The sequence below is a fragment of the Bacillus infantis genome (assembly GCF_050107595.1).
In the GTDB taxonomy this organism is placed as follows: Bacteria; Bacillota; Bacilli; order Bacillales; family Cytobacillaceae; genus Bacillus_AB; species Bacillus_AB infantis_C.
The window spans coordinates 408,031-432,485 of sequence record NZ_JBNILH010000004.1; the positions used below are offsets into that span (position 1 = coordinate 408,031).

The following is a 24,455-nucleotide window of genomic DNA, read 5'->3' on the forward strand; positions in this document are numbered from 1 at the left end:
ACTTATTATAACAACAAAACCATATTAAGGAAAGTGTTTTTTAGACTGAGGAAAGTTCATAAGAGCAAAAAAAAAAGAGACAGCCGACAGCTGTCTCCTACATTCCCTCAATCTCCTCTACAACTCTCCCAAACTCCTTCTCTCCCATACTCCCAAGTCTCATATGATACCCCTCAAAAGCAAGATTCTCAGTAATCTTATTCGGCACAATCACACATCTAAGCCCTGCCGCAATCGCAGCTTTTGATCCGTTCATCGAATCTTCAAAAGCAATGGCTTCAGACGGTTCAATCCCGAAATGGCTGATAACATTCCTGTAGAGAGCCGGATCTGGCTTAACCCTTTCTACATCGTCCGAGGTCTGGATGTAGTCAAAATACTGAAGGAAGTTCAACTCCTTCAGGAAGAAGGTGACCCATTCCCGGTTGGAGCTGGAGGCGAGTCCGATTTTCAGTCCTCTGCTTTTGGCTTCCTTCAGATAAACCTCAACTCCTTCACGGGCAATAGGAGATTGAAGTTTTTCCTTATGTAAGATATGCGATCTCTCGATGATTTCTTCAATTGCCATGGTGCCGTTTGATTTTTCCATGATGTATTCATACAGGCCTTTTGAATCTGTACCGATGAAGTGAGCATAGTCGGCAATCGGCATTTCACTAGGGTCAATTGCGAGCATGTCGCAGAATGCTTCGTAAAGGGCATATTCTGTGTCGATGATCAGTCCGTCAAAATCACAGACGATTGCTTTAATCATAGGTTCCACCTTCCTCTTTCTTTCTATTTATCCTCGCTTAAAATCAAACTGCCTTCCCCATACTGCCCCATCCAATCCTTACTGAAAGCTTCTACATTATCTTCTATAGATGGAATTTTGACGAGTGCTTCAATCAGTTCTGGTGCTGCAGTAATTCCGTGCGCGCCGGCAAGGCAGACATTATGAATCTGCTGGACGTTTTTGAAGCTCGCTGCCAGAACCTCACAAGGTAAACTATGCTTTGAGAAAATCTCCGTAATCTCTGCGACTACCTTCGTACCATTGCCAGTAAGATTATCGATCCGGTTAACATAAGGAGCCACATAATCGGCGCCGGCTTTGGCAGCAAGATACGCGTTCATCGGCGTATAAACCGTTGTTGCCAGAGTCCGAATTCCCTCAGCCTTCAGCATTTTGATCGCTTTGATCCCCTCCAAGGTGACAGGGATTTTTACGACAACGTTCCCGGATACAGCTTCACAGAGCCAGCGGGCTTCTTCCGCCATTCCTTCTGCATCCCCGGCGATCGTCTGGACAAACAGCTCTTTATCTTCTCCGATAACAGCTCTGATTTCCTTAAGCAAAGGCAGGAAAGGCTTTTGCTCCTTTACAACAATGCTCGGATTGGTGGTGACCCCGTCAATCGGGAAAAAATCCACGAGCTTCTTAATGCTTTCAACATTTGCTGAATCAATGACTAATTTCATATCCCTTGCCCCCTCTTAAAAATAATAGCCTAACTCTTGGATGACAAAAGTTAAGCTATTGTTTTTTATTCATTATGAGTAGATCCGGATTGTGTCTCCAGCGTTAACTTCCTGGATTTCACTGTCTTCCAGGTACAGGGTGCCTGGCAGTTCCGGAGTTTGTGAGCCGTCAAACTTCAGGGTAATATGGCCGAGTGAGGAAAGATTTTGTTTCACAGCATCGCCGACAGAAGTAACTTTATATTCATTGCTGCCGATCTGCAGCGTATCGCCTGCTGCAATCTCGCCTTCAACTTCTTTTACGTCGATAAGGAGGCAGTACTCAGCAAGCTCAGCTGGAGCGTTATCCCCGAAAAGAATGAACATTTTTTCACCGAGAAATTCAGTTACCGAAGGGCCGATGCTGTTGATTTTAGTTTCGAATTTCGTTGTCATGGTTGTGTCTCTCCTTTGAATCAATTTTCTCTATTGCGGTACGGGAGCAACAGGTGCAGATGCACTAACGAAGCCCCCTTATCCGCATGCTCATTTTCTATTATTTAATCTCAATCATACAAGCCAAAGCTTGCGAGCCAGGCAATGAAGACGGTCGGCGCCCCCGTGAGGAATCTGGAGTAGAGGACAGATGGAACCCCTACTTCGACTGTTTCAACCTCTGCTTCTGCAAGTCCAAGTCCTACTGGTACGAAGTCAGCCGCAGCTTGAGCATTGATGGCGAACAGGGCCGGCAATGCAAGGTGGGCCGGGATGTTACCTTTTCCGATTTCAACCCCGATCAGTGTTCCGACTACCTGGGCAATAACAGCGCCAGGGCCTAAGAATGGGGATAGAAGCGGGAATGAGCAGACAAGTGCGATGACAATCAGTCCCCATACAGAACCCGCGAACGGTGAAAGGAATTTCGCGAACACGTCGCCGATTCCTGATTCCAGGATGACCCCGATGAGCATGGCAACGAATGCCATGAACGGAAGGATTGTTTTGATAACTGTATCAATGGCATCACGGCCTGCCTGGTAGAAGACGCTCGTGATTGAGCCCATGGCCATGCCGACTCTTGCCATCAATCCTTGTGGCTTTTGCTGTTCACTGATTTTCTTGTCTGAGCTGTATTTAGGTGTTTTGATCCCTTCAGCTGCCTCTTCCTGTACTGACATTGCCGGTGCTGGGGCTGCTGTACCTTCTGCATCTGCCAGCTGGATGTTTTCCGCCTTTACGCCGGAAACATAGATGTCTTCTGTAATATGCTTGGCCAATGGACCGCTCTGGCCTGTCGGCATGATGTTGATCGTCGGAATGCGCTTTTGCGGGTATAATCCGCAGCGCAGGGTGCCGCCGCAATCGATGATGACGCAGGCCATCTCTTTTTCCGGCACAGATGTTTTAAACCCGTCAACAAGCTCGCAGCCTGTCAGTTCAGCAATCTTATCTGCGATTTCCGGTCTTTGTCCGCCGGTAATATAGACGACTTTATTCCTTTCGTCTGTCGGAGTTATCACTAAAGGTCCGCCAAAACCGCCGGCACCCTTTGAAATTTTGATTGATTGAAAAGCTGTCATGTTTCCCACCGCCTAGAATTCTATAGTTGAACTGTATCTTTTAGTTTTACGTTTTGCTGCTTGGCTACATAAGCTGTAGTCAGGTCAGTTACCCAGCCTCTTAGGAAGTTGGTGACTATCCCGACAAGGAAGTAGCGGAGTGCAAGCTCGGTTACATCATGGCCCAGTGTTGTGATCCCTGCAGAAATCCCGAGGAATACGAACAGCTCGCCCGGATTAACGTGCGGGAATAATCCGTTGTGCGTGTGGCATGAATACGATGCTGCCGCATAATAGCTTGGCTTATATTTTTCCGGAAGAAATCTTCCAAGTGATAATGTCATAGGATTGGCAAGGACGAATGTTCCGATGATCGGCAGAACAAAATATCTTGTAAATGCGTTTTTCCCTGACTTTCTTGCAAGCCTCTCGACCCGCTCTTCCCCGACGAGGCGGACAAGCGCGTTCATGGCAACCAATAGCATGATCAATAGCGGTACAATATCTGTGACAAGGCTGACAAAGGTTTCGCCGCCTGTGCGGAATAAGTTCATGAACCCCTCAGCTAATTTGATGATAAAATCCATCTCTTCACCCTCTTCTCATTTCTTTCTTTTTTGGCATGATATAGTCGATCCAGCCTTTTTTCACCTGCAGCTCTCCGCCCTTGGAGATGATGTCATAGCTCTTAAGTGCATCGGCAATCGCAAGCCGGGTCAATTTATCATGTCCTTTGAAATCTTCTTCGGAAATCTTCAGCAGATATTTCCCCTCAAAGCCATTCAGGTCCTTGACCTTGGAAAAAACAGTCACTCCCTGCATTTTTGCTGCCTTCAGAATTTTATTCCTTTTATCGATAGCGAACATGACGACCGTCCCTGCACGCAGTTTCCCTGTTCTTTTGCCGATGGCCACCCGGCCGAGCGATCTCATTTCGGCATACTTTTTATTAAAATGCTTAATCTGGAAAAACCCGAGGATGCTCTGGACCAGCCAGGCGATCCCAATCAGTATGATTAATAATAGAATCATGTTCTTAGCCCCTTTCCCTGTTTGACCGTTCAATGCCGGAGACAAAATCCTCGTAGGATCCCGCCTTCACCAGCTGTGCGATGAGCTCTTCATTGCCCGCAATCGCGATGATTTCATCATAGATTTTGACAATCAGGCTTTCATTGCATTCATTCTGTTCCTCCGGCAACCCGAGCAGGAACACAAGCCTGACTTCCCTGCCATTCTCCATGACCCCTTCCGGGAATATCCCGACCGCCAGCTCAATGTCATTGGACTGCTGATTAAAGGTGTGCGGAAAGGCAATATAGCGGTCAAATACCATCGACCCCTTCTCTTCCCTTTCCTTCAGCCGCTCCTCAAATCCAGGGTCAAGGCGGCCAATTTCAGTCAGCTCATTTACCATATGAAAGACGTTATCGTGATAGCCCTTAGAGCTGTCCAGCTGGAAAAATGACTCTTTAGCAAGCAGCTGGGCCATCACAGATTGATACTCGCTGCCATTTTGAATGTTGAGCCTCTGTCTGTAGGCCGCTTTCTCAATCTCCCTCTTCACACTGCTCTCATCGAAGATTTCGTTGATCATAATAAAAGGTGCTTTGGTCTCAAAGGGCAGCTTTACGGTAGAAAAAACAAGATCATATGAATCCAGGACTTCCTTTACTGCGTCCTTTTCGGCAAAAAGGTCTATTTCTGTATCCTGATTCAGGATGCGCTCCAGCTGGATGCTGACGAGCTTTGCCGTCCCCCGGCCGGTCCCGCAGACGACTGCGGCTTTTTGGAAGCGTTTGACCTTGATATCGCTTTGGCCGATGAACACTCCGAAATAAAAGGCCAGATAGCCAAGCTCATCCTCCGGCACCTCGAGCCCATATCTGCTCTCAATCACCTGTCCGGCAATCTCCGCCATCTTGTAGGCAACCGGATATTTTTCCTTCACATCGGCGAGCAGCGCGTTCTTCAGGCGAAGCCCGAAGATCAGCCGGTTCAGCATAAAGGTCAAGTGGTACAGAAGATCCTGAAAGAAGGACTCATTCTGCTCAATGATTTCCTTTTTAAAACCAACCTGTTCTAGGATCTGTTCAAGCAGCCGCCTTACATCATCGGTAATCGCAATATCTGCCAGCGTCCGGTTGTTTGTCGGCGTCCGCCTTCCTGCAATCGGGATCGTGATGAACAGAGCCTCCGCCTCAGGAATTTCAATCGGGAGCTGCTTTTGGATCGCTTCGACGATTTCAAGTGCGATCCCATGCTCCTGTGTGCCGATCAGCTTTTTATGCTTTTCCTCGATAGCTTCAAGATGATGGTTTTTCAAAAGCCGGTCCAGCATGATGATGATGAATTCCATCAGCCTCTCCTGGGTAGGAGATTCGAGATTATACTCATGCGAGATTCTCTCGATCGATTCCGTAATATCTTCATCAAGCGGATAATCGCCATACAGCACATCATACAGATGATCAAGGATGTAGAAGCGCAGGTCCAATTCCCTGCCGCTCAGCTCCATCCCCCTGTTCGGCTTGCCGTGGATGATGAGCTTGTATGTCTCAAGGGAAACGGCTGCCTTTTTCAGCTCATTGACGAGCGTTGTGCGGCCCAGGTGCATTTCCTCAGCCAAATCATCCAGTGTATACGTTTCTTCGCTGTTGATGAGCTTGTCGATGATGAAGCCGATCCGGCCCCTTTGCGAATTCAGCGAGCTATCTTCCGGGCTTCTTTCTTCCAGATAAGATTGGAACGCTTTCATATTATTGATATCGAAGCGGAAGCCTTTTCCTCTTTCATTGAAAAAAGAAGCAATTCCGTCCAGGTCTTCATTCAGCTGTTTAATGTAATTTCTGATCGTCCTGGTGCCCACACCCATTGCTTCTGCAAGCTCATCTAGTGAGTGATAGGTTTTTGTCCGGGCAATTGCCAGTATCTTTGCTGCTCGTTCATCTATCATTCTGTCAGACATTTTTATCACCCCTATTTATATGGAAGCCGGACGGTCTGCCCGCTGGCCGGCTCCCATAAAGGCGCTGCATTCACGTCTTTACAAGCGTCAGCCGCGGGATTTACCGCCTGAAATATTAAAGGTTGTCCCTGTCACATAGCCTGCACGGTCAGAAGCAAGATAAGAAACCAAATCAGCGATTTCTGTCAGCTTTCCTTCGCGCCCAAGCGGGATTGATTTGCTGTAATCCGTTGACAGACCATCAACTGTCACACCGCGTGTGTATGCCAATGCTTCATTATAAGCATCTGTCCTGAGGCCAGTCGTTTCAATGATACCAGGGGCAATCGCAGCGACACGAATATTGTGTTTGCCAAGCTCCTTCGCCCATGCCCTAGTAAAAGCAATCACCGCTCCCTTTGTTGCGGAATAGCAGCTCTGTCCGGCAGAACCTTCCTGGCCAGCCTCTGAAGATACATTGATAATCACGCCGCCGCTTTGCTCCAGCATCTTCTTTGCAGAAGCCTGGGCAAACAGATAAGGACCCTTCTGATTCACAGCAACCATGAAATCAAAGTCTTTTTCACTTAACTCATACTCCGGCTTTTCTCCCTTGTCGTCAACCAAAAGTCTAGGAAGATTCACACCTGCATTATTCACTAGGATATCCAAAGACCCGAACAGCTCAACCGTCTTCGCAACCGCCTGGTCAACGCTCTCCTTCTTCGTCACATCACACTGGATAAAATAAGAACCGTTTTCCTGCTCGCCTTCACTCCCATTCAAATCGGCAACCACAACCTTCACGCCGTTCTTCAGGAGTTCATTCGTAATATGTAAACCGATGCCCGAAGCACCACCCGTAACAATCGCTACCTTCTCTTCCAAACCAAGCCAAGAACCGCTCATCTGTCATTCCTCCTATAACCAAGTTGAAAACACTTACAATTTCTAACTTCAGTATAGTAATAGAACAGAAAATGATTAATACAGACTTTTTCACTCAAGTGTGAAAATGGGTGTATGAATTGGGCCAGGGGGTCAGGTTCCTTGGCTCATTTTTGGTGTGGTGGGCCATGGGGTCTGGTCCCCTGGCTCGTTTTTTCGCGGTGGGCCATGGGGTCAGTCCCCCTGGCTCGGTTTTCGGGGTGGGCCATGGGGTCAGTCCCTCTGGCTCATTTTCCGGAATTGGGTCTCTGTGTTTTAGAAACTGCCTTCAGAACTCTTGACTTTCAGCCCGCAATATCAAATTCGGAGACATGGCATCTGCTGCCGTACGCTTTGATAAACGGAACATTGAACCTATATAATACATGTTATAATGAACAAAAATGACGGAGGGTTTGAATTGGATGCTAAAACAGAACAAATCATTGTTGATGTGCTGGTAGAGAGGCTCTCTCCATTCTTGATTTTTCTATTTGGATCTTTCGCTAAAGGAACAGCCCATCAGGGAAGCGACATTGACATTGGTTTTCTTAGAGATGGTCTACATTCAGACCTGGACAGCTATGACCTCTTTCTTCTCTCGCAGGAGATTGCCGCTAAAATCGGCAAGGAAGTTGATTTGGTTGATCTCCATAAAGCAAGCACGGTATTTCAAGCTCAAATCCTCCATACCGGAAAAATCATTTATTGTAATGCTGAAGATAAAAAAGCACGATTTGAAATGGTTGTTTTAAAAAAGTACGCAAAGCTGAATGAAGAGCGCTCGCCTATATTGAAGAAAATCCATGAAAGCGGGATAATCTATGAAAAATGATATTGTTTTAAATAAAATCAGCATGATTGAACGCTGCCTTCAGAGAGTGAATGAAGAATACGAAGGCAAACCAGCCAATCTGCAGAATTTCACGAAACAGGACTCTATCGTCCTTAATCTTCAAAGAGCCTGTGAAGCAAGCATTGATTTAGCGATGCATATAGTAGCTGAAGAAAAACTGGGACTGCCTCAAAACAGCCGTGATGCCTTCTCTTTAATTGAAGAAAGCGGAATCATTAATGCTCCCCTTTCTGTCAAAATGAAAGCAATGATTGGCTTTCGCAATATAGCGGTACATGATTACCAGGAAATCAATTTAGTGATCCTGCAAAAAATACTTGAGAATCATTTAGATGATTTTCTAGAATATACCTCAGCTATCTTAAGGTATTGAAGAAGAATATCAGTTTTCTATTTGAATAATAAAAAGCGCACAGCTCCAAGGAGACGTGCGCTTTTTTTTACTTCTATCAGAGCCAGGGGGTCTGGTCCCCTGGCTCACTTCCGCAAAGGCTTTGCTGTGGAACGAAGGGACAGGGTTCCTGTCCCATAGAACGGGAGAGACAGACATGAATAAAACGCGTGTTATGCTTGCCTTCTGGGGCTTAAGGGGTAATTAATCAAACGTTTGATTAGTTTTTTATGGCTAACCGGACTCTGTTTAAAGCAGGCCGGAGAATGAATTAAGCAGAAATTTAACAAGAAATGTTTAGTTAACCATATGTATAGTGTGAGGATCTATTGATAACTGGGGGATTTATAGGAGATGAAATGGGGGCAAATAAGAAGAATGGGAAAACAAATATTTGTGCGGATGTACAGTCTGGCCATCTCCATTCCACTTGTACTTGATTACTATATCATTAAATTCCTCCTTGATTCATTTCGATTAGTATTGCATTCACTGATATGGATGGTATGGGCAGTTTGTTTGTTATTGGGGGCAGCCCTTGCTATCTATGTTTGGAACAGAATGGAAAGAGACTGGGTTAAAGATCCTCCCATCATTTAACGGGACAGCGAACATATCCTTCTGTCCGAAAAAAACTGCCAGCGAGAATTCGCCTGCCTGTTAGAACAAGTCATTCCAAAAAACTGAATGTAAAAGCTTACTACATTTTTACTAACAATACATTAGAATCCATTCTAATTAAGAAGCCTGCTACTATTGGGGAACTTTTAAAAACAGAAGGCATTGGGCCTAAAAAAGCTGGGGAATTTGGAGAGGAACTCTTAGATATAATAAAGAGGATCTAAATAGTCGGGAAGCTTTTCTGAAAAGCGGGATGCATTTTTAATAGCCCTTCATCCCTTTTTAGAACAAGATTTTTTCAGCGGTGGCTAAAACCATTAAAAATAACAGGTTTACCTGCCTTCATCAGTGGTAAAAACTGAGTTGAGGCTTATTTTAGGATTGAGGGGTACAAATAAATATGAATTCAAATGCTTTTACGTACAGCAAGTTCATGAATTTCGACGAAGCGGCAGACAGCATACTAAGAATGATGAGCAGGATTTTAAATATAAATACTCTTTTCATTGCCAAAAATGATCAGAGGACAAATGAGATCGTCAAGGTTGTCAACCATGAGGATGTATTGCTAAGCGAAGGAGATACGCTTCCTTTTGAGGAGACCTTTTGCAAGCTGAGTGTGGATTACGGCAAGAAGGTCCTGTTCATTCCTGATATTACAAAAAGCGATCTCACAAACGCGCTGAATGTCACTAGGAATTTAGGAAGCGGCAGCTTTATAGGCCTTCCTATTTTTTATGAGGATGGGAGAAATTACGGAACCATTTGCGGACTGGATACGGAAACCTTTGAACTCACTGAAGAACATGTGGATCTTTTCGAGACCATGAGCTCGCTGCTCTCCTATGTACTGGAACTTGATGATGCGAACAGGCAGATTCAAACATTGTCAGCACCGCTCGTGCCGATTACTACAGGAGTCGCCATCCTTCCGATCATTGGCAATATCAATGAATTCCGGCTGGAGACCATCATAGAATTGGCCCTCACCAAGAGCGAAAGCCTGTCACTGGAATATTTAATTATTGATCTCTCAGGGATTCTCCAAATCAACGATATGGTGAGCTCATCCCTTTTAAAAGTTGCCAATATGCTGAGCCTGATAGGCGTAACCCCAATACTTACCGGTATCAGGCCGGACTTGGCGTTAAACGCAATCAGCACAAATACAGATTTAAAATCAGTTAAAACTGAGGCCAGCCTGGAAAGTGCTTTGAAGACGATTGGTTTTACACTGAGCAGAGACGGAGGAAAAGATGGAGGGACAGGCTCTGATTCCCGCTCCCTTTTTAGGTGAGATTTATTAATCAAACGATTGATTAAATGCTCTGGAAGCTAGAGAGGGACAGTAAATCTGTCCCCTCCTGCTCCAGCAGCAAACTTATGAAACATTGCTGTGAAACAAGATTTTTTAAGTGGTGCCTGCCACCTAAAGCGATATCTTCTCCACAACGCCCTCAATTACCGCTTCCATATTCGCCTTCCCGTTGTACCAAACATACATAACGGTTTTCCCTTTAGAAGCAAATACCTTTTTAATACCCTCGTCCTCATAAACAATCAATTCATCCAAAGCAGGATGCTTTTTTTGCACGAACTCTTTCATACTATCTTCATACCTGTATCTTTTTACTAAATCAGAAAGAAGATTATCCGCGAGATCAGCTATGCTGAGCTGATAGACCTGTGTTTGAATGGAAGGTGAATATCTGCCGCTTCCATCATCCCACTTCTCTCCAATGACTTCTCCGTTTTCATCTGTTTCATATTGTACGGGTGCCAATGGACTCCATTCATAAGAAAGGCGGTTGCTCCAATCCACATTGTCATCTACATATACGGGCTCTGGCCGAATCAAGTCCGGATTCTGTTCTATGTCTGCTAATCTCACAATCGGCAGGTCTATGTTTCCTTCAGGCAAGGTTTTGGTATCCATTCTAGAAAGCTGTACGAATGATAGAGCAGCAGTGGAACCGGCTGTTACTATAAAAAGCAAGGCAATCGCCGTATTCCGGCGGAAGCGCTTCTTCCACGGAGCATGGTGGTCGATCGGTTTTCCTTCGGCCAGTTTTTTCCGCAGCGACCGAATAGAAATCGCCGCCTGGAGGGAATTGTATGCCGAGTATCCGAGGATGATAGTTAGAATTGTTTGTGTAAGCACATTGCCCTCCACCATCATCAAAGTTGGTGTTCCGTCGAGGAACCATATAGAAGCCAGCATCCCAAACGTCAGCAGTATCATAATCGTGACGGTCCAGGCAGTCTGAGCATACTTTTCGTCCAGTGCCTTTAATGTGTATGACTGCTCGGCTGGATCTGTATGGAGCTCAGGTGCATGAAGCTCAGCCGGTGAGGAAAAGACATGAAAATAACTGTAGCTTGTGACATAATTCCATCCGCTTTCAGCATACATCTCGACTTGTTCATTGGAGATTTCCTTACTGAATGATACATCAATTCTGTACTTCATCTTCTTCGGCTCACCTTTGACAAACTTAGCAAACCGACTCCCCATCTTTTTAAGGAAAAGCCCTTCTGCTGCCATGTCTGCGAACCAGCTTTCATGCTCCCCGATTCGCCAATAGTCCTCGGGCCGGAGTTTGCGTACAATTTTACCCATTCCCCTCTCCCTCCTCTAAAATCCTGCTGTCTTCAATCAGGGCTTTTAACCGGCCGTACTCTGCACGCAGTGCCTGTTCACCATCAGTTGTAATGTTGTAGGTCTTCCTTCTGCCATCATTTTCAGCCAGGGAAATGAGTCCGTCTTTTTGCATACGTGAAAGCACTCCATAAAGTGTGCCCGGTCCCATGTTCACTCGGCCGTGTGAAACTTCAGTGATGGCATGCATCAGCTGGTAGCCATGGTTGGGACGCATGAGTGCAAGGAGTACATAGTACATGGCCTCGGTCATTGGGCCTCCGTGGTATGCCATTGGTGGGTCCCTTCTTTCATTGTTGAGAATTTTTATGTTGATATTATTATGCAATGCGATATATCGTATAACATAACATTACAATATTGGAATTTTGTTGTAAATAGACTTAAGAGCTTTTTTGCAATCCATGGCCACTTTAAGAATTGGTGATTCCCTTTAATCATGTCAGCGTTATATTTAAGAAATCACTGAGGAGAAGTTTCACCTTTTCCTAACTCCAACAAACGGAAACCCAAAATTCAGCAATCAACTCCCACCATATAATCGGTCGTGCCACATCGGATCTTCCATACCAGTTCACGTATAACACTAACTAATTGATAACCTATTTATTATATGGAAATAATTATTCAGTTTGTTTTAATACTGGAATTTACACGAGTTTAGCCACTCTCTTCTTTACGAATGTTACAATATGATTGCAAATGGATAATATTTTAGGGGGATCATTTTTATATGTTTGGCGTTATATTATTTTTAGCCTGGATTGTATTTTCAGTGCTGTTTATTGTTTCACTGGTTAAGAAAAATGGGAAGGCCAAAAGAAACTTTCTAATTGGGCTTGCTTCATTTGTACTTTTTATTGTGGTGATTTCTACACCCACTGAGACGGACTCTGATGCTGATGTTGCTGAAGAAGCCACTGCTGAAGAAACTGCTGCTAAAACTAAAGAGAAAAAGTCCGAGAAAAAAGCAGAACCTAAAGAAGAGCTTTTTGTAAAGCTCGAGTCCTCTGCATACAGCAAAGTAAAAGATGCGGTGACAATCAATCTTACAACCAACCTGCCCGAGAACACAGAGATCTATGCCAGCTTCCGTGGCGAAGGTGAAACCGACTTCCCATTGGTTCCGGATAGCGGCAAAGTAAAAGATGGTAAGGTTCAAGTTATAATTGGTGATTACGAAGATGAATATGATGGATCTGAATATGTCATCAATGGAACATATCCATTATCAGCAAGCTTTTCTGCGAGTGAAGAATTAGAAGCAAATAAGCACTTATTTAAAGAACTTGGAGAATATGAAGAAGTCAACAAAAAATATGAGTTCAATGGCAACCTGAAAGAAACTGAAAAAGGTTATATGGTAGAGGACATTTCACTTGGACAAATGGAAATTACAGATGCCTATACGCAAGAGCAAGTTGATAAGATGAAGCTTGAAAAGAAAAAACAAGAAGCCAAAACAATAGATTTCAAGCAGCTTGATAAAAATCCAGACCGTTATACTGGTGAATATGTAAAGTACACGGGTGAAGTTATTCAGATCCTTGAAGGAAATGATATGACCAACATTCGCCTTGCCGTTACAAAAACTTCTTACGGCTACAATCCAGGAGATCTCATCTTCATAGAATATGAAGGCTACACAGATTTTGTCGAAGAAGATGTTGTTACAATTTATGGAGAGGTTTATGGTAAATACAGCTATGAATCACAGGCTGGTTATAGCATTTCTCTTCCTGGGATTGTTGCGGATATTATTGAATAGTTGATTTAGTGGAGACCATAGGTAGTATGGTCTCTTTTTACTTACCATACTTCGCTTGTAAATATGGCTTTATTGTTCATGAATTTAACTCTTTTAACTGTTCATAGCCGCCATCAGTTGTATGGAGATGGAACCCCTAATTCGTCATAATATAAAGTATCCGCGGCCATCAGTGCATCTATCTTGCTGTCGGGCCAGCCCGTGGTATCGTATTCCTTATACGGGTCGTAGACAAAGTCAGCCCCAAGTTCGGTTTTAATCTGATTTTCCATTTCCTTTCTCTGCTCAATAGTCAAAGCGTATGGGCTGTCTTGATTGAATACCTGTTGTTCTTCCAACTTTTTATTAGCAGAATGGCCGAAATCACCGGTAAAAGCTTCAGTCGTTGACTCTTCTGTATCAATTTCTTCCTCATTTTCTTGTTCATCTATCACAAAATCCATCTCTGGGTCATTTAAATAATCCATGGTCAAAGAGTTTTCTGACAGCAGCCAAAAAATAGAGGCTGATTTCTCTAAATCCATATACAATCCATCCATGATGGAAGAGGCAAAATGAGTATCCCCAAGGATAAATTGTTCATTCATAAGGTCATATGTGACAAAAAGTCTCACTACATAATTAACCAATGCCTGTTCAGACTCCGAGTATCCATGCTCTGTAGGATTAATATCCTCCCCGAGGAGTACATCGTATTGATTCACATAGTCTAGAATCATTTCATAGTCCTTAGTTTGCATGTTCCCTCGTTTGCTCCTGATTGGGGCGCCGTTTCGAATGCTGTCTGTAGTTTCCGCTATAATATTTATAATGTCTTTACTTTCCCGTACAAGACTGGATTCTGAGTGGCCGTCTTTAGATAAGTGAGAATAAATATTATAGCCAATCATTCCATTAGCTCCCAATAAAGAAAGGATCAAGAAAACAAATAGGGATTTTTTAACCAAAGTTTCATCTACCTCCAACCTTGCAATGCCTCGGTGTACTGGCTTCATATTGTTATATCGTCAATTAATATATCGGATGTTCTTTCATTTCTTATAGAATTCTAATTTCGATATTGATCCAATTATAGCGAGTATGAAGTTAGGTATCTGCAGCAACTCCAGATGATGCAATTACCTTGAAACTACTGATGCTGAATTATTGTGAAATAAAAAATTCATCAGAAGCCTATTTAATGGATTTTATTGTTTTACTTAATGTTAGCCAATCTCATGCCCCACTCTTCACCGGATGTCAGGCACTCATTTAAATGTTTTATTTCCAATCCACCAACTGATATTCTTTTTATATAAGGAGAGTGAGTCAGCATTCACGCTGAAAAATTGGGAGGAATCAAAATGATAGAATTCAAAATGAACGGCGAGCAAATGATTTTTGAAAATGAGAGGTATTGTACAGAGATGCTTATTACCGGAAAAGGTGAGGGGCATGATCGCGGGGAGCCGAGACTTCGATGTGCGGTCGATATTACTGTTCGGGCTAAAGAAAATCTAAACGAATTAAACCTTCGGGCAAATATCTACTGGGATGCAAAATATCCAAAAACCCACCCAATTTTTACGGGCGGCAGTCTGGTGAATTTTATAAAAGATCAAGGACATGATTATGAAGAATTCAAGGAATACTGGGATAAAGTTAAACGTTTGGCAGCCAATGTTTTCACAGATGAGGAAATTCTTGAGTATCAAAAAAAGATGCAAGCAAACGGAGCTTTAGTTCAATAAATAATTTCCGCTGCATAGCCAGAAAACTCGCACACTTCTAATGCGAGTTTTTTATTATATTGAGTGAAAAAAAGCCGCTTACTCTTACTCTGCTCCAACATGCAGCGGATACGTAACCCTCTTACATCAACTCATAAAAAGACTCTTTCCCCAAATGCTGTGTGTACTCACGGACTAAACGTTCCAGCTGATCCGGTCCATCAAGGTAAATCCAGTCGTCAATACCGCCAATATAACAAAATCGTTCAACTTCGAAAGTACGCTCATCCCTGTCAATAAGAGTAAAGCGGAGCGATGTTTCATATTGTTTATACTTCTCCAGCACTGAATTTGGTACTGGGACAGCATCGAAGGAGTCGACTGCCTGATAGATATAAACAGCATTCTTTTTCACATCAAGCTTAAAATCCTCAATGATGGAGTATTTCTTCATCCCCTCTTCAATCAGCCGGAGCTCGTCCGCTGTAATAGGCGAGATTGCCTGTTTTCTCAGATACAATTTCCCGTTTGGTTCTTCATAGATTTCATATCCTTCAGGGACATTCTCAATATCTGCTGCGCCTTCAGCCTTTTTTGAAAAATGGTAAGAGAGATTTCCTTTCTTCGTTAGCCGGCTGTACAAAAAGTACGTATCGTCTCTGAAATTTTTGACAGACAAAACCATATGATTTCCACCTTTCAGCATGGCAATCTTTCACCTGCAGAATACCACAGTGAGATTGACTTGTGAACATTATAAAATCGATATCACTCATAACAAATTTAACCGCTCTATCTTAAAAGCCCTTTCTCTCTATGACAGAGAGCCAACTCCCGCTACTCATCAACCAAATCCGTTTCAAAAAAAGGATCAACCCCAATTTCTCTAAGGAAGTACTTAATTGGAGTATGTTTGTGTAAATAATCTCTATTAGGAATCAACACATCCCTTTTCAAACGCCCATACAGTACCCTACTAATCTCCAGAGTGGAATCTGCATACTTTTGACTATTTACCTCTTCAATTTTGATCAAAAAAGAGATGATATATTCGTACATGACCGGAAAGTCTTTTTGTATGTGCTGATGGTTTTCCGTAAAAGCTTTGATGTACTCCTCTAATAATTGTGGCTGGCCTAAAAAAGGAAAACGGCAAAGACTATGCCAATTCCCCAAATATACTGTAAAAACCGCTATGCTATATCGACGGGTTTCCTTTTCGGCAGCATCAAAATAATTGTAGTATGCTTCTTCCTCGAAAATTTGACCTGTATCAAAATATCCGATTTCTATGCCTTTAAGCCCTCTTTTAACCTTTTGGATGATCCCATTCGACAAAGATATTCCTCCAAACCAGATGCTATTTGTTCATAAAACCGTATAGTTATTCTTATTCTTATTTATACAGGAAAGCATTACTCCCACCCACCACCTTCCACCAGCTCAACCTTACCTGGCATCAGTCTTTGAAGGGAGTTTATATCCGAAAAGCCTTTTATCATTCATTCCCCTAATACCTCAATCCGCTCTGCCCCTGTCTTAAGAGGAAGCGACTCTTGAGCCATTCCCTGATGAGTAACTGATACTTTTTGTCCGACTTCTAATTCCTTAAATTCTTCTTGAACTGCACCTGGAGTACAGGCCGATAACAATAAAAGACCGCAAAATAATAATGTTCTAATGGTTTTCAGTCCTTCCTCATAATTAGCAGTTAAGATTTTCCTTTTATTTACAATTATATTTGAACAGGCTTGATTAAAGAAGGGCCATACTGGATTGTATTATTAATAACAATCCTATTTTTAAAGCAGATTGATGGCAGAATAGCTATAGAAGGAGACTTCGCACTATCTTATGAAAGCGATAAGAATTAATCAAACGTTTGATTAACGATAGCTAAAAGGACGGTACCATGGAACATTTTTCAACTGAGCCAAGGGACCTGACCCCTTGGCTCAGAAAAGCCAGGTATTCATTCTATTGAATACCTGGCTTTTTAAAAGGTTGGATCACTTTTGTGAAATGATTGTGTGGAACCAGATTTTTCGAGAGGTGCCTGTCACCTATTTCAAATAGTTGGGTTTGGTCCTTTGTGATGTAAAGAGCCCTTCCGAACTAATAAGAAGTAAGATAAAAAGGCCAAAAAGCTTGCAGCCATAATAATAATCCCCATTGGCAGAGCGGAGTACTCACCCGCTACTCCAACAAGCGGGGCTGTTAAGGAACCAAGAAGGAACGGCAGCACCCCTAATAAAGCAGATGCACTTCCCGCCATATGCCCTTTCGTTTCCATCGCCAGGGAAAATGACGATGTGGCAATAATACTGATGGACATGACTAAAAAGAAAATAGGAAGCGCTACAAATAGAAGCGGTGCCTTTAGTAAAATGGCTATTAGCAATAATACAGCTGCTGTATTGGAAAGCCCCAGTCCAATTTTCAAGAATGTTTTTTCCCGTATATAATCTGATAATCGGCCAACCAGTTGAGTCCCTATGATTAAGCCCACTCCATTTACTCCAAATAAGAAGCTGAATACTTGAGGGGAAACTCCATAAATGTTTTGGTAGACAAAAGAAATACCTGAAACATAAGCAAAGATCCCGGCTGTTGTAAATCCTTGAGTAAAGGCATATCCCGCAAATTCACGATCCTTTAATAATGTTCCAAAGTTCTTAATGACTTGCTTGAAATTTCCCGGTACCCGTTTTTCAGCTGGCAGCGTTTCTTCCAGTTTCAAGGAAACAATGAATGTGAAAATCAAGCCGATACAAGCCAGGACAATAAAAACTCCTTTCCAGCTCGTAAACGTCAGAATCGCCCCGCCTATTATTGGCGCGATAATGGGACCAAGATTCCCAACCAACATTAAAGAAGCAAAAAACTTTGTAAGTTCCCGCCCACTAAACAAATCCCGTACAACGGCTCTTGAGATAACCAAACCTCCTGCAGCCGCAAAGCCTTGAATAAAACGAGAAACGATCAATGTATAAATATTAGGTGCGATGACACAAGTTACAGAGGATAAAAAATATAAAGTAAGGAAGATGAGCAATGGTTTACGGCGGCCATGCACATCACTCATAGGTCCTATAACTAATTGACCTAATCCCAGTCCTAATAAACAAGTGGTTAAACTGATTTGGACCAGCGAAGCATTTGTGTGAAAATCATTAACAATAGTAGGAAATGAAGGCAAATACGTGTCAATCGTAAATGGACCTAAAATGGCTAGAGACCCCAACAGAAAAGCTAGCTGTACTCTTTTAGTCTTTGATAAGTTCAATTTTCTATCGCCTTTCTAATGAAGTAGATTAATTATTCGATAATTCCTTTGTAATTGTATAACTTCCAGCAGGGTTTTTCACTTAATATGCAACATAATAATTTTACTTTTTTTGGTTAACTATTTTTTATATTTACTGGGGCTCCCATTGAGCCATATATTAGGTGCCAGGCAGGGTCCGTGGACAGTTTGGGGTAGTTTGTCTTTTTGGGGTACCTGGTACCGTGAGTTACCTATTAGAAATGGCCCGGCTGCCGCCCGGGCCATTTCATTAGTTTATTTTTTGAACATTTTCTCCTTTGTAGGACATTTTATATTTTTCACCGTTCAGGAGTGTCAGATAGATTTCCGCTCCCCTGATTTCAAAGTCTTTCAGCTTTCCGGAGAATAGCAGCTTTTGCTGGGTGCCGTCATAGTATCTGCTGTAAAGGCCCTGGGAGTTATAGTAGAATATGCGGCTTCCGTCTGCTTTGAAGGATGTAAAGTCTCTTAGGGCACGTTCATTTGCACCTGTTTTTGCACGGTCATCCTTGATCACCAGGTCGGTGACCTTTTCCAGAGGATCATTAATGAGCGGCCGTTCTATCAGGGATACTTTAACATTGCCGTCACCCGCCGGCCTTACATTGGTCAGATATCGCTCGTTCAACGAAGTATGGATATTAAATTTATTGAAATATCCAGTGTCATAATAATCGCTGATGAAACCTTCCGGATGGGGATTGCCTTCCAGTCGGATATCTTCACGGATAGTAATTCTAAAGTATGCCCTCACAGGCGGCTGTGATTGACCTCTCTTCAGCACTACAGGAAAATAAAATTGATCCCCTCTTTTCATAATGTCGGACTCTGTGTCAAATTCCACTATGGATCCCTTCCCGCCAAGGTCCTGATAGTTTTGACTTTCCAATGAATAAATATAGTAATCCTGAACCACAGATCGTTTGATGACTGAACGTGTTTCTCCTGTCTTAGAATGTACAGCTGTGACTGCTTCAGGAGTATATTTCAGATTCCACACGCCCACTTGATGCTGGCTGGATACTTTTGCTGAAATAAGCTTATCCCATGCTGCCAGCCTTAGGTCGCTGTTCAAGGTCCGGGCAAGGAATACAGAAAACTGGGCCCGGGTTGTCAGTTCACCAGGAACAAATACATTCCCCTGTTTGCCCCAGGAGATCCCGTTCTGGGAGATTGCGTTTATCTCTCCATATGCCCAGTAGTCTTTTTCAACATCCAGGAAGCGCTGCTCCAGCTCCGGCATGAAATCCAGCGCCCGTGATAATATAGCTGCCATCTGGGCCCTAGTTACATGTTCGGAAGGTCGGAAACGGCCATCAGATCCCCGGATCAGGCCTTCATCCGCAACCGTTGCAATGGCCTGGTAGTAATAAGCTCCTTTTTTCACATCTTTAAAGCCCGGATCAGGCCTGTTCATATAATCCAGCTCGAATGCCTGGACAAGCATAGCAGCCACCTGCTGCCTTGTAATCGGATTATTCGGGCGGAAAGTGCCATCCGGATAACCGCTGATAATTCCCTTTTCTGCAAGGTAGCTGATCTCTTCCCTTGCCCAAAACCCACCGGTTATGCTTTCAAGATCTTTAAAGGTTGGGCCTGCTGCCTGTTTGACGGCAGGTGTGAGTGATATAGCCATGATGAAGGTTAGAAGTATAATAAGGGGTTTTTTCATTGGTTTCTCCTTCCTATTTGGTACCAGGTATGGTCCGTGGACACTTTGCCTGGTTTTGTGTTTTTATGGTACCAGGCAGCATCCATGGACACTTTACCCGGTTTTGTCTTTTTGTGGTACCAGGTACCGGTTAATTGATTTTTTGCAGGTTGGTTCCTGTGTAGTACATTTTGTATTTTGTGCCGTTTTCCAGTTCGGCGTAGAGGGTGGTTCCTTCTCTTTTGAAGCTTTTGATATTGCCTTTTAGCAGCTGCTTCTTTTGGGTGCCGTCATAGTACATGCTGTACAGGCCGCTAGTGTTGTAGTAGAAGTAGCGCACGCCGTCAACACGAATGGAGTTAAAGTCCCTTAGTTCCGGATCTTTGTAGCCGGTTGGTGTGCGTTCATTCTTAATGACAACATCCATCATTTTCGATACCGGTAAGCCGTTTTTATATATGCCTACTGTGACGTTGCCATTCCCTGCATTTCTGATATCACCTATGAAGCGTTTTCCCAGAATTTCATGGACATTATATTTACTATAGGTAAAATCATCGAAGGGATCTTCCCACATTCTTCCGATAGGCGCCCGATCCTTTCTCATCTCCTCTGGCAGAACATAAAGACCCAGGACGGTGCGGAATGTACTTTTAGGAGAAGTTCCCTTAATGATTACCGGTACGTTTAAATACCAATCCTCGTTAAGGTGGACTCTCGTCGTGTCCAGCTCAATCGTTGTGCTTTGGCTATTTTTAACAGGCGGTGCTCCTCTATACCATTCATATAAGATGCCTTTATCAGCAATCGTTTCCTTTTCGCCTGTTTTTTTATTTTGGATTATGATGCTGTCCTTATCCACGGAAATCTTATAATCTCCCAGGTTAGGATATTGATTTTCATAGGGTTCAGTATTAATAGCTCCTTTTGAATATAAGCGCAGGGCACCATTCAGAGCCCGTGCCAAAAAGACGGAATATTGGACCCGGGTGGTCGCTTCCCCAGGAGAGAAGTGTAAGAAATTATCGCCATTGGCAGGTTTCGACCGGCCTATAGTGATGCCGTTCTTGGCTATGGCATTGATGTCCGCAAATGCCCAATAGGTTCTTTCGACATCCGGGAATCTCGGAACCTCGTCCAATTCATATTGAAAGGCCCTTCTCAGGATGGCAGCCATCTGTGCTCTTGTAATGGTTTCGTTCGGACGGAAATTTCCGTTTGACCCCCGAATCAGTCCTTCATCAGCCACTGCAGCAATTGCCTCATAATAGTAGGCGCCTTTTTTAATATCCTTGAAATTCGGATCCGGCCGCCCTTCGAGCTTAAGGTCAAGTGCCTGAACCATCAGGCCAGCTGCCTGCTGCCTTGTAAGTTTTGCTTCCGGACGGAATGTGCCATCCTGATAGCCGCTGATGATTCCTTCACCTATAAGATAATTAATCTCTCTCTCGGCCCAGTATGCGTGATCTTGGGGAAGGTCTTTGAACGGGAGGCGGGCTGCCTCTGTGTCTTTGATAGGAATTAGTCCCGAAAGCATGACGGCTGCTGCTGCTCCTGTGAGCCATTTTTTCATGGTATCTGCTCCTTTTTTAGTATTAATTGCTGGGTTGGTAAGCGTGTTCATTGTACCTTTCGGTGAAGTCTTTTGGTGATTACTGGTATGTGGTTATTTTGGAATTCTATTCTTATGCTACCATTGCTGTAAAATTATTGAAAATGTATTGGCGCAGGAAATTTCAACCATTTTATTGCGTTGGTGCCAGGTAGGGTTGATGGACACTTTATGGGGTTTTGTCTTTTTAGGGTACCAGGTAGGGCTCGTGGACACTTTGCTGGGTTTTGTCTTTTTGTGATACCAGGTACCGATTGGGGATATAGAAAAGAGGGATGCTGGATGCATCCCTCTTTTGTGGTACCTTTATTAGTTTGCTGCTGGTGTTGCTGGTGCTGCCACGTCTACGATGCGGCCTTCGATTTGCGGGTCTACTGTTTTAAGTTTTGCAACATAGTCGCGCAGATTTTCCCAGTCAGCGAAGCCAAGATCTGTTACTCGGCCTTCTTGATAAGCTTTGCCAAATGCTTCGTACCCTTCGCTTCCTTTAGCTGTATAGGCATTAGTGGCAATTGTGTACATTTTGTTCACGTCAAGCGGTGTGAACTCGCCTTCTTTTTCTTCAACTTCAACTGAAACTACCCTTTGACCTGCAGGCTTGCTGCTGTCGTAAGTGAATTTCATGCCGGACACTTGCAGGAATCCGCCGAACTCTTTCGGTGCATCCTTGACGCTGTTTTCCAATGTGCTTAGGATTTCTGCTCCTGACAGCTTCATTGTTGCCAGTGTGTTTCCGAATGAAAGTGTAGTTAATACTTCACCCATTGTGATCGGCCCTTCATCAATCGCTGCACGGATTCCGCCGCCGTTTTGGACAGCGATTACTGTTTCAGGGTTGAATTCTTTTGCTTTATCAAGCATTGCATCTGTGATCAGGTTGCCAAGCTCAGTTTCATTACTTCTAACGCTTACCGTGCTGCCTTCTCCCTGGCGAGGGTTCGGAAGTGCTTTTACTGCAGTTCCGCCAGTTTCGACTTTCTCGATTTCTTTTACTTTATCTGCATACTTTTTAAGCATTTCGACAGCTTTGGCATCTTCTGCTTTTTCTGAGATGTCGATGAGTTCACCGGCATAGCCCAGGACTGCGCCTTCTTCATCAAATTCTACATCCAGCGTTCCAAGATAATCGCCATATTGGGACGCCTGGACAATCAAAGTTGCTTCTTTTTCTTTGCCATTTTCGTCTGCCTCAACTACTGTCGGTTCTGACAGCTTTGTATGGCTGTGTCCGCCAACAATGATGTCGATGCCGTCTACGTACTTGGCAAGCTCGAGATCGTTATCCACGGCTGCGTTATCGTCATAGCCGATGTGTGTGATGGCAATGATTTTGTTGATGCCTTGCTCTTCGAATGCTTCAACAGCTTTTTCCGCTTCTGTTTTATAGTTTTCAAAGGTGATTTTTTCCGGGCTGGAGATGGATTCTGTTTCTGCCGTTGTCAGGCCGAAGATTCCAACTTTCTCTCCATTGATTTCTTTTACGATTCCGTTGTAGATGTTTCCATCCTTAGGCTCTTCAGTGATTGTGTCGCCGTGGAATACACCATTAAATAGAGCGTCCTTAGAGAAATCAACGTTGGAGCTCACAAATGGGAACTTAGCATTTTTCACGAAATCAGCCAAAGCTTTGTGGCCTTCTGCGCTTGATCCCTGGTCGAATTCATGATTCCCGAAAGTCATGGCATCGTAGCCCATGTAGTTCATCATTTCAATTTCTGGCTGTCCTTTGAATTCATTGAAATAAAGCGTTCCTGTCAATTCATCGCCGGCATCCAATAGAAGTGCGTCCGGATTTTCAGCTCTTACTTCGTTAATGGCTGTCACACGCTTCGGTGCAGTTGCCAGGTGTGAGTGGACGTCATTTGTATGCATCAGAGAAAGGACAAAGTTGTCATCTTCAATGCTGTTCAGGATTGCCCTGTATAGGAATGTTGCGAAAGTTGCACGGTTTACAGCGGATTTAGGATCAAATGAACCGTCCTCTTTACCCGTTGTGATTCCATTTTGAGCTAGGATTTTTACGTTTTCTTTATGTGAGTCACTTACTTTATTCCAGTCTGTGAATGTGATGTCTTCGTCAGTTGCTTCAAGGCCGAATGCACGTACCAATACTGAAGCCATTTGTTCACGAGTCAGGACATCTCCTGCGCCGAATTTTCCGTTAGAGCCTGTGAAGATGCCTGCTTCTTTCGTTGCGGCTGCTCCAAGGGCGTACACGGACTTTTCGCTGACATCAGAGAAAGCCTTCAGGTTTTCAGGTGTTGGAAGTTCCAGGGTGTTGGCCAAAAGATTTGCTGCCTGGCCGCGGACAATCTTCTGGCTCGGCTTGAATGTGCCATCTTGATAGCCATTAATGATTCCGGCCTCAGCTAAGCTGTAGATTTCAACGGCAGCCCAGAAATCCTCATTTACATCTTTGAATGCTTTTGTTTCTTCGGCAGCGTTCACAGCCGGAGCTACAGCGGATGTTACGAGAGCAGCAGTGGCTGCAGTTGCTAAAAACTTGCGGTAAGAATTAGGTATGTACGACATGTAATCTTTCCTCCCAGATCCTTCTAAATTTTAGAATAGCATTTTTCAAACCCCAAAAACCAGCTCGCCAAGCTTCTTTTGCTTAATAGTCCATCTATTTACACTCTTACTACTATTAAGAAAAAGAACCTACGAAACTATTGTAACAAATGATACAGAAGTATGTAATCTATTTTTAATATGGTATTTTGTGGGGGTTGAGACAGCGGTACCAGGTAGGGTAAAAGGACACTTTTGTGGTTTTGTCCACGGAGGGTACCTGGTAGCATGAAAGGACACTTTTACTGTTTTTGTCCACGGAGGGTACCTGGTACCGGGAAGGCAAAAAAAAGAGCACTTTATTTTTAAAGTGCTTAGAAAAGTGGAGATATTTTGGACGTCGAAGTTACACGCGCTGAAATCTGTCAGCTTGTGAAGATTTCAATCCATCAATACTGAAGTAATCTTACTAGATAGTCTGACTCTTTTCATTTTTA

The 24,455-nt window shown here is 43.5% G+C and carries 25 protein-coding genes; 7 read left to right on the plus strand and 18 right to left on the minus strand.

Annotated elements, in window-relative coordinates; genetic code table 11:
• Positions 1–97 precede the first annotated feature (97 nt).
• The 8 genes from ACQCVH_RS11205 to ACQCVH_RS11240 all read right to left on the minus strand — a co-directional run bounded on the left by ACQCVH_RS11205 (position 98) and on the right by ACQCVH_RS11240 (position 6,855).
• Positions 98–754, minus strand: a complete 657-nt coding sequence (locus ACQCVH_RS11205; RefSeq protein ID WP_426835741.1) for an HAD family hydrolase — start codon at positions 752–754, stop codon at positions 98–100.
• Between the two features lie 23 nt (positions 755–777).
• The gene (locus tag ACQCVH_RS11210; protein WP_426835742.1) at positions 778–1,461 is read right to left on the minus strand and encodes a fructose-6-phosphate aldolase; all 684 of its coding nucleotides are present in this window, start codon (positions 1,459–1,461) and stop codon (positions 778–780) included.
• 72 nt (positions 1,462–1,533) lie between these two features.
• Positions 1,534–1,896, minus strand: coding sequence for a PTS glucitol/sorbitol transporter subunit IIA (locus tag ACQCVH_RS11215; protein ID WP_426835743.1), 363 nt, complete (start codon positions 1,894–1,896; stop codon positions 1,534–1,536).
• A 110-nt stretch (positions 1,897–2,006) separates the two neighbouring features.
• Positions 2,007–3,020, minus strand: a complete 1,014-nt coding sequence (srlE, locus tag ACQCVH_RS11220) for a PTS glucitol/sorbitol transporter subunit IIB (RefSeq protein ID WP_426835744.1) — start codon at positions 3,018–3,020, stop codon at positions 2,007–2,009.
• A 20-nt stretch (positions 3,021–3,040) separates the two neighbouring features.
• Positions 3,041–3,586: a PTS glucitol/sorbitol transporter subunit IIC gene (gene srlA, locus ACQCVH_RS11225; RefSeq protein ID WP_426835745.1), complete on the minus strand. Its 546-nt coding sequence runs from the start codon at positions 3,584–3,586 to the stop codon at positions 3,041–3,043.
• A gap of 4 nt (positions 3,587–3,590) precedes the next feature.
• Positions 3,591–4,031 carry a transcriptional regulator GutM gene (locus ACQCVH_RS11230; RefSeq protein WP_426835746.1) on the minus strand — a complete coding sequence of 147 codons (441 nt, stop codon included), beginning with the start codon at positions 4,029–4,031 and terminating at the stop codon, positions 3,591–3,593.
• Between the two features lie 4 nt (positions 4,032–4,035).
• Complete coding sequence (locus ACQCVH_RS11235) at positions 4,036–5,967, minus strand: BglG family transcription antiterminator (RefSeq protein WP_426835747.1); 1,932 nt, start codon at positions 5,965–5,967, stop codon at positions 4,036–4,038.
• Between the two features lie 87 nt (positions 5,968–6,054).
• On the minus strand, positions 6,055–6,855 hold the full coding sequence (locus tag ACQCVH_RS11240; RefSeq protein WP_426835748.1) for an SDR family oxidoreductase: 801 nt from the start codon (positions 6,853–6,855) through the stop codon (positions 6,055–6,057).
• Positions 6,856–7,294: 439 nt separating this feature from the next.
• Here ACQCVH_RS11240 and mntA point away from each other — a divergent pair, with 439 nt between their 5' ends.
• The 5 genes from mntA (at position 7,295) to ACQCVH_RS11265 (ending at position 10,038) form a co-directional block, all read left to right on the plus strand.
• Entirely contained in the window at positions 7,295–7,708 is a 414-nt protein-coding gene (gene mntA / locus ACQCVH_RS11245) for a type VII toxin-antitoxin system MntA family adenylyltransferase antitoxin (RefSeq protein ID WP_426835749.1), read from the plus strand.
• Complete coding sequence (hepT, locus tag ACQCVH_RS11250) at positions 7,698–8,102, plus strand: type VII toxin-antitoxin system HepT family RNase toxin (protein WP_426835750.1); 405 nt, start codon at positions 7,698–7,700, stop codon at positions 8,100–8,102. The genes mntA and hepT overlap by 11 nt, the downstream gene beginning before the upstream one ends.
• A 396-nt stretch (positions 8,103–8,498) precedes the next feature.
• Positions 8,499–8,720, plus strand: a complete 222-nt coding sequence (locus ACQCVH_RS11255) for a hypothetical protein (protein ID WP_426835751.1) — start codon at positions 8,499–8,501, stop codon at positions 8,718–8,720.
• A 53-nt stretch (positions 8,721–8,773) separates the two neighbouring features.
• The gene (locus tag ACQCVH_RS11260; RefSeq protein WP_426835838.1) at positions 8,774–8,965 is read left to right on the plus strand and encodes an HRDC domain-containing protein; all 192 of its coding nucleotides are present in this window, start codon (positions 8,774–8,776) and stop codon (positions 8,963–8,965) included.
• Positions 8,966–9,141: 176 nt separating this feature from the next.
• The gene (locus ACQCVH_RS11265) at positions 9,142–10,038 is read left to right on the plus strand and encodes a GAF domain-containing protein (RefSeq protein WP_426835752.1); all 897 of its coding nucleotides are present in this window, start codon (positions 9,142–9,144) and stop codon (positions 10,036–10,038) included.
• Between the two features lie 132 nt (positions 10,039–10,170).
• Here ACQCVH_RS11265 and ACQCVH_RS11270 read toward each other — a convergent pair whose 3' ends face one another.
• The gene (locus ACQCVH_RS11270) at positions 10,171–11,361 is read right to left on the minus strand and encodes a DUF2812 domain-containing protein (protein WP_426835753.1); all 1,191 of its coding nucleotides are present in this window, start codon (positions 11,359–11,361) and stop codon (positions 10,171–10,173) included.
• Complete coding sequence (locus ACQCVH_RS11275) at positions 11,354–11,674, minus strand: PadR family transcriptional regulator (protein ID WP_426835754.1); 321 nt, start codon at positions 11,672–11,674, stop codon at positions 11,354–11,356. The genes ACQCVH_RS11270 and ACQCVH_RS11275 overlap by 8 nt, the downstream gene beginning before the upstream one ends.
• A 459-nt stretch (positions 11,675–12,133) precedes the next feature.
• Between ACQCVH_RS11275 and ACQCVH_RS11280 the strand changes: the two genes are divergently transcribed.
• Positions 12,134–13,168, plus strand: coding sequence for a hypothetical protein (locus ACQCVH_RS11280; RefSeq protein WP_426835755.1), 1,035 nt, complete (start codon positions 12,134–12,136; stop codon positions 13,166–13,168).
• Positions 13,169–13,281: 113 nt separating this feature from the next.
• Here ACQCVH_RS11280 and ACQCVH_RS11285 read toward each other — a convergent pair whose 3' ends face one another.
• On the minus strand, positions 13,282–14,058 hold the full coding sequence (locus ACQCVH_RS11285) for a hypothetical protein (RefSeq protein WP_426835756.1): 777 nt from the start codon (positions 14,056–14,058) through the stop codon (positions 13,282–13,284).
• 453 nt (positions 14,059–14,511) lie between these two features.
• Between ACQCVH_RS11285 and ACQCVH_RS11290 the strand changes: the two genes are divergently transcribed.
• Positions 14,512–14,898: a hypothetical protein gene (locus ACQCVH_RS11290; protein ID WP_426835757.1), complete on the plus strand. Its 387-nt coding sequence runs from the start codon at positions 14,512–14,514 to the stop codon at positions 14,896–14,898.
• Positions 14,899–15,019: 121 nt separating this feature from the next.
• Here the strand turns inward: ACQCVH_RS11290 and ACQCVH_RS11295 are convergent, their stop codons facing one another.
• From ACQCVH_RS11295 to ACQCVH_RS11325, 7 genes are all read right to left on the minus strand, one after another.
• On the minus strand, positions 15,020–15,562 hold the full coding sequence (locus ACQCVH_RS11295; RefSeq protein WP_426835758.1) for a hypothetical protein: 543 nt from the start codon (positions 15,560–15,562) through the stop codon (positions 15,020–15,022).
• Positions 15,563–15,714: 152 nt separating this feature from the next.
• Positions 15,715–16,215 carry a hypothetical protein gene (locus tag ACQCVH_RS11300; RefSeq protein WP_426835759.1) on the minus strand — a complete coding sequence of 167 codons (501 nt, stop codon included), beginning with the start codon at positions 16,213–16,215 and terminating at the stop codon, positions 15,715–15,717.
• Positions 16,216–16,379: 164 nt separating this feature from the next.
• Positions 16,380–16,529, minus strand: a complete 150-nt coding sequence (locus ACQCVH_RS11305; protein ID WP_426835760.1) for a DUF3221 domain-containing protein — start codon at positions 16,527–16,529, stop codon at positions 16,380–16,382.
• Positions 16,530–16,945: 416 nt separating this feature from the next.
• On the minus strand, positions 16,946–18,163 hold the full coding sequence (locus ACQCVH_RS11310) for a multidrug effflux MFS transporter (RefSeq protein ID WP_426835761.1): 1,218 nt from the start codon (positions 18,161–18,163) through the stop codon (positions 16,946–16,948).
• 271 nt (positions 18,164–18,434) lie between these two features.
• Entirely contained in the window at positions 18,435–19,856 is a 1,422-nt protein-coding gene (locus ACQCVH_RS11315) for an S-layer homology domain-containing protein (protein WP_426835762.1), read from the minus strand.
• 130 nt (positions 19,857–19,986) lie between these two features.
• Positions 19,987–21,408: an S-layer homology domain-containing protein gene (locus tag ACQCVH_RS11320; RefSeq protein WP_426835763.1), complete on the minus strand. Its 1,422-nt coding sequence runs from the start codon at positions 21,406–21,408 to the stop codon at positions 19,987–19,989.
• Between the two features lie 348 nt (positions 21,409–21,756).
• The gene (locus ACQCVH_RS11325) at positions 21,757–23,979 is read right to left on the minus strand and encodes a 5'-nucleotidase C-terminal domain-containing protein (RefSeq protein WP_426835764.1); all 2,223 of its coding nucleotides are present in this window, start codon (positions 23,977–23,979) and stop codon (positions 21,757–21,759) included.
• Positions 23,980–24,455: the final 476 nt, after the last annotated feature.

Coding starts and splice junctions, on each gene's coding strand:
- ACQCVH_RS11205 (WP_426835741.1), bottom strand. CDS start 754: ATGATTAAAGCAATCGTCTGTGATTTTGACGGACTGATCATCGACACA.
- ACQCVH_RS11210 (WP_426835742.1), bottom strand. CDS start 1,461: ATGAAATTAGTCATTGATTCAGCAAATGTTGAAAGCATTAAGAAGCTC.
- ACQCVH_RS11215 (WP_426835743.1), bottom strand. CDS start 1,896: ATGACAACGAAATTCGAAACTAAAATCAACAGCATCGGCCCTTCGGTA.
- srlE (WP_426835744.1), bottom strand. CDS start 3,020: ATGACAGCTTTTCAATCAATCAAAATTTCAAAGGGTGCCGGCGGTTTT.
- srlA (WP_426835745.1), bottom strand. CDS start 3,586: ATGGATTTTATCATCAAATTAGCTGAGGGGTTCATGAACTTATTCCGC.
- ACQCVH_RS11230 (WP_426835746.1), bottom strand. CDS start 4,031: ATGATTCTATTATTAATCATACTGATTGGGATCGCCTGGCTGGTCCAG.
- ACQCVH_RS11235 (WP_426835747.1), bottom strand. CDS start 5,967: ATGTCTGACAGAATGATAGATGAACGAGCAGCAAAGATACTGGCAATT.
- ACQCVH_RS11240 (WP_426835748.1), bottom strand. CDS start 6,855: ATGAGCGGTTCTTGGCTTGGTTTGGAAGAGAAGGTAGCGATTGTTACG.
- hepT (WP_426835750.1), top strand. CDS start 7,698: ATGAAAAATGATATTGTTTTAAATAAAATCAGCATGATTGAACGCTGC.
- ACQCVH_RS11255 (WP_426835751.1), top strand. CDS start 8,499: ATGGGAAAACAAATATTTGTGCGGATGTACAGTCTGGCCATCTCCATT.
- ACQCVH_RS11265 (WP_426835752.1), top strand. CDS start 9,142: ATGAATTCAAATGCTTTTACGTACAGCAAGTTCATGAATTTCGACGAA.
- ACQCVH_RS11270 (WP_426835753.1), bottom strand. CDS start 11,361: ATGGGTAAAATTGTACGCAAACTCCGGCCCGAGGACTATTGGCGAATC.
- ACQCVH_RS11275 (WP_426835754.1), bottom strand. CDS start 11,674: ATGGCATACCACGGAGGCCCAATGACCGAGGCCATGTACTATGTACTC.
- ACQCVH_RS11280 (WP_426835755.1), top strand. CDS start 12,134: ATGTTTGGCGTTATATTATTTTTAGCCTGGATTGTATTTTCAGTGCTG.
- ACQCVH_RS11285 (WP_426835756.1), bottom strand. CDS start 14,058: ATGATTGGCTATAATATTTATTCTCACTTATCTAAAGACGGCCACTCA.
- ACQCVH_RS11290 (WP_426835757.1), top strand. CDS start 14,512: ATGATAGAATTCAAAATGAACGGCGAGCAAATGATTTTTGAAAATGAG.
- ACQCVH_RS11295 (WP_426835758.1), bottom strand. CDS start 15,562: ATGGTTTTGTCTGTCAAAAATTTCAGAGACGATACGTACTTTTTGTAC.
- ACQCVH_RS11315 (WP_426835762.1), bottom strand. CDS start 19,856: ATGAAAAAACCCCTTATTATACTTCTAACCTTCATCATGGCTATATCA.
- ACQCVH_RS11320 (WP_426835763.1), bottom strand. CDS start 21,408: ATGAAAAAATGGCTCACAGGAGCAGCAGCAGCCGTCATGCTTTCGGGA.
- ACQCVH_RS11325 (WP_426835764.1), bottom strand. CDS start 23,979: ATGTCGTACATACCTAATTCTTACCGCAAGTTTTTAGCAACTGCAGCC.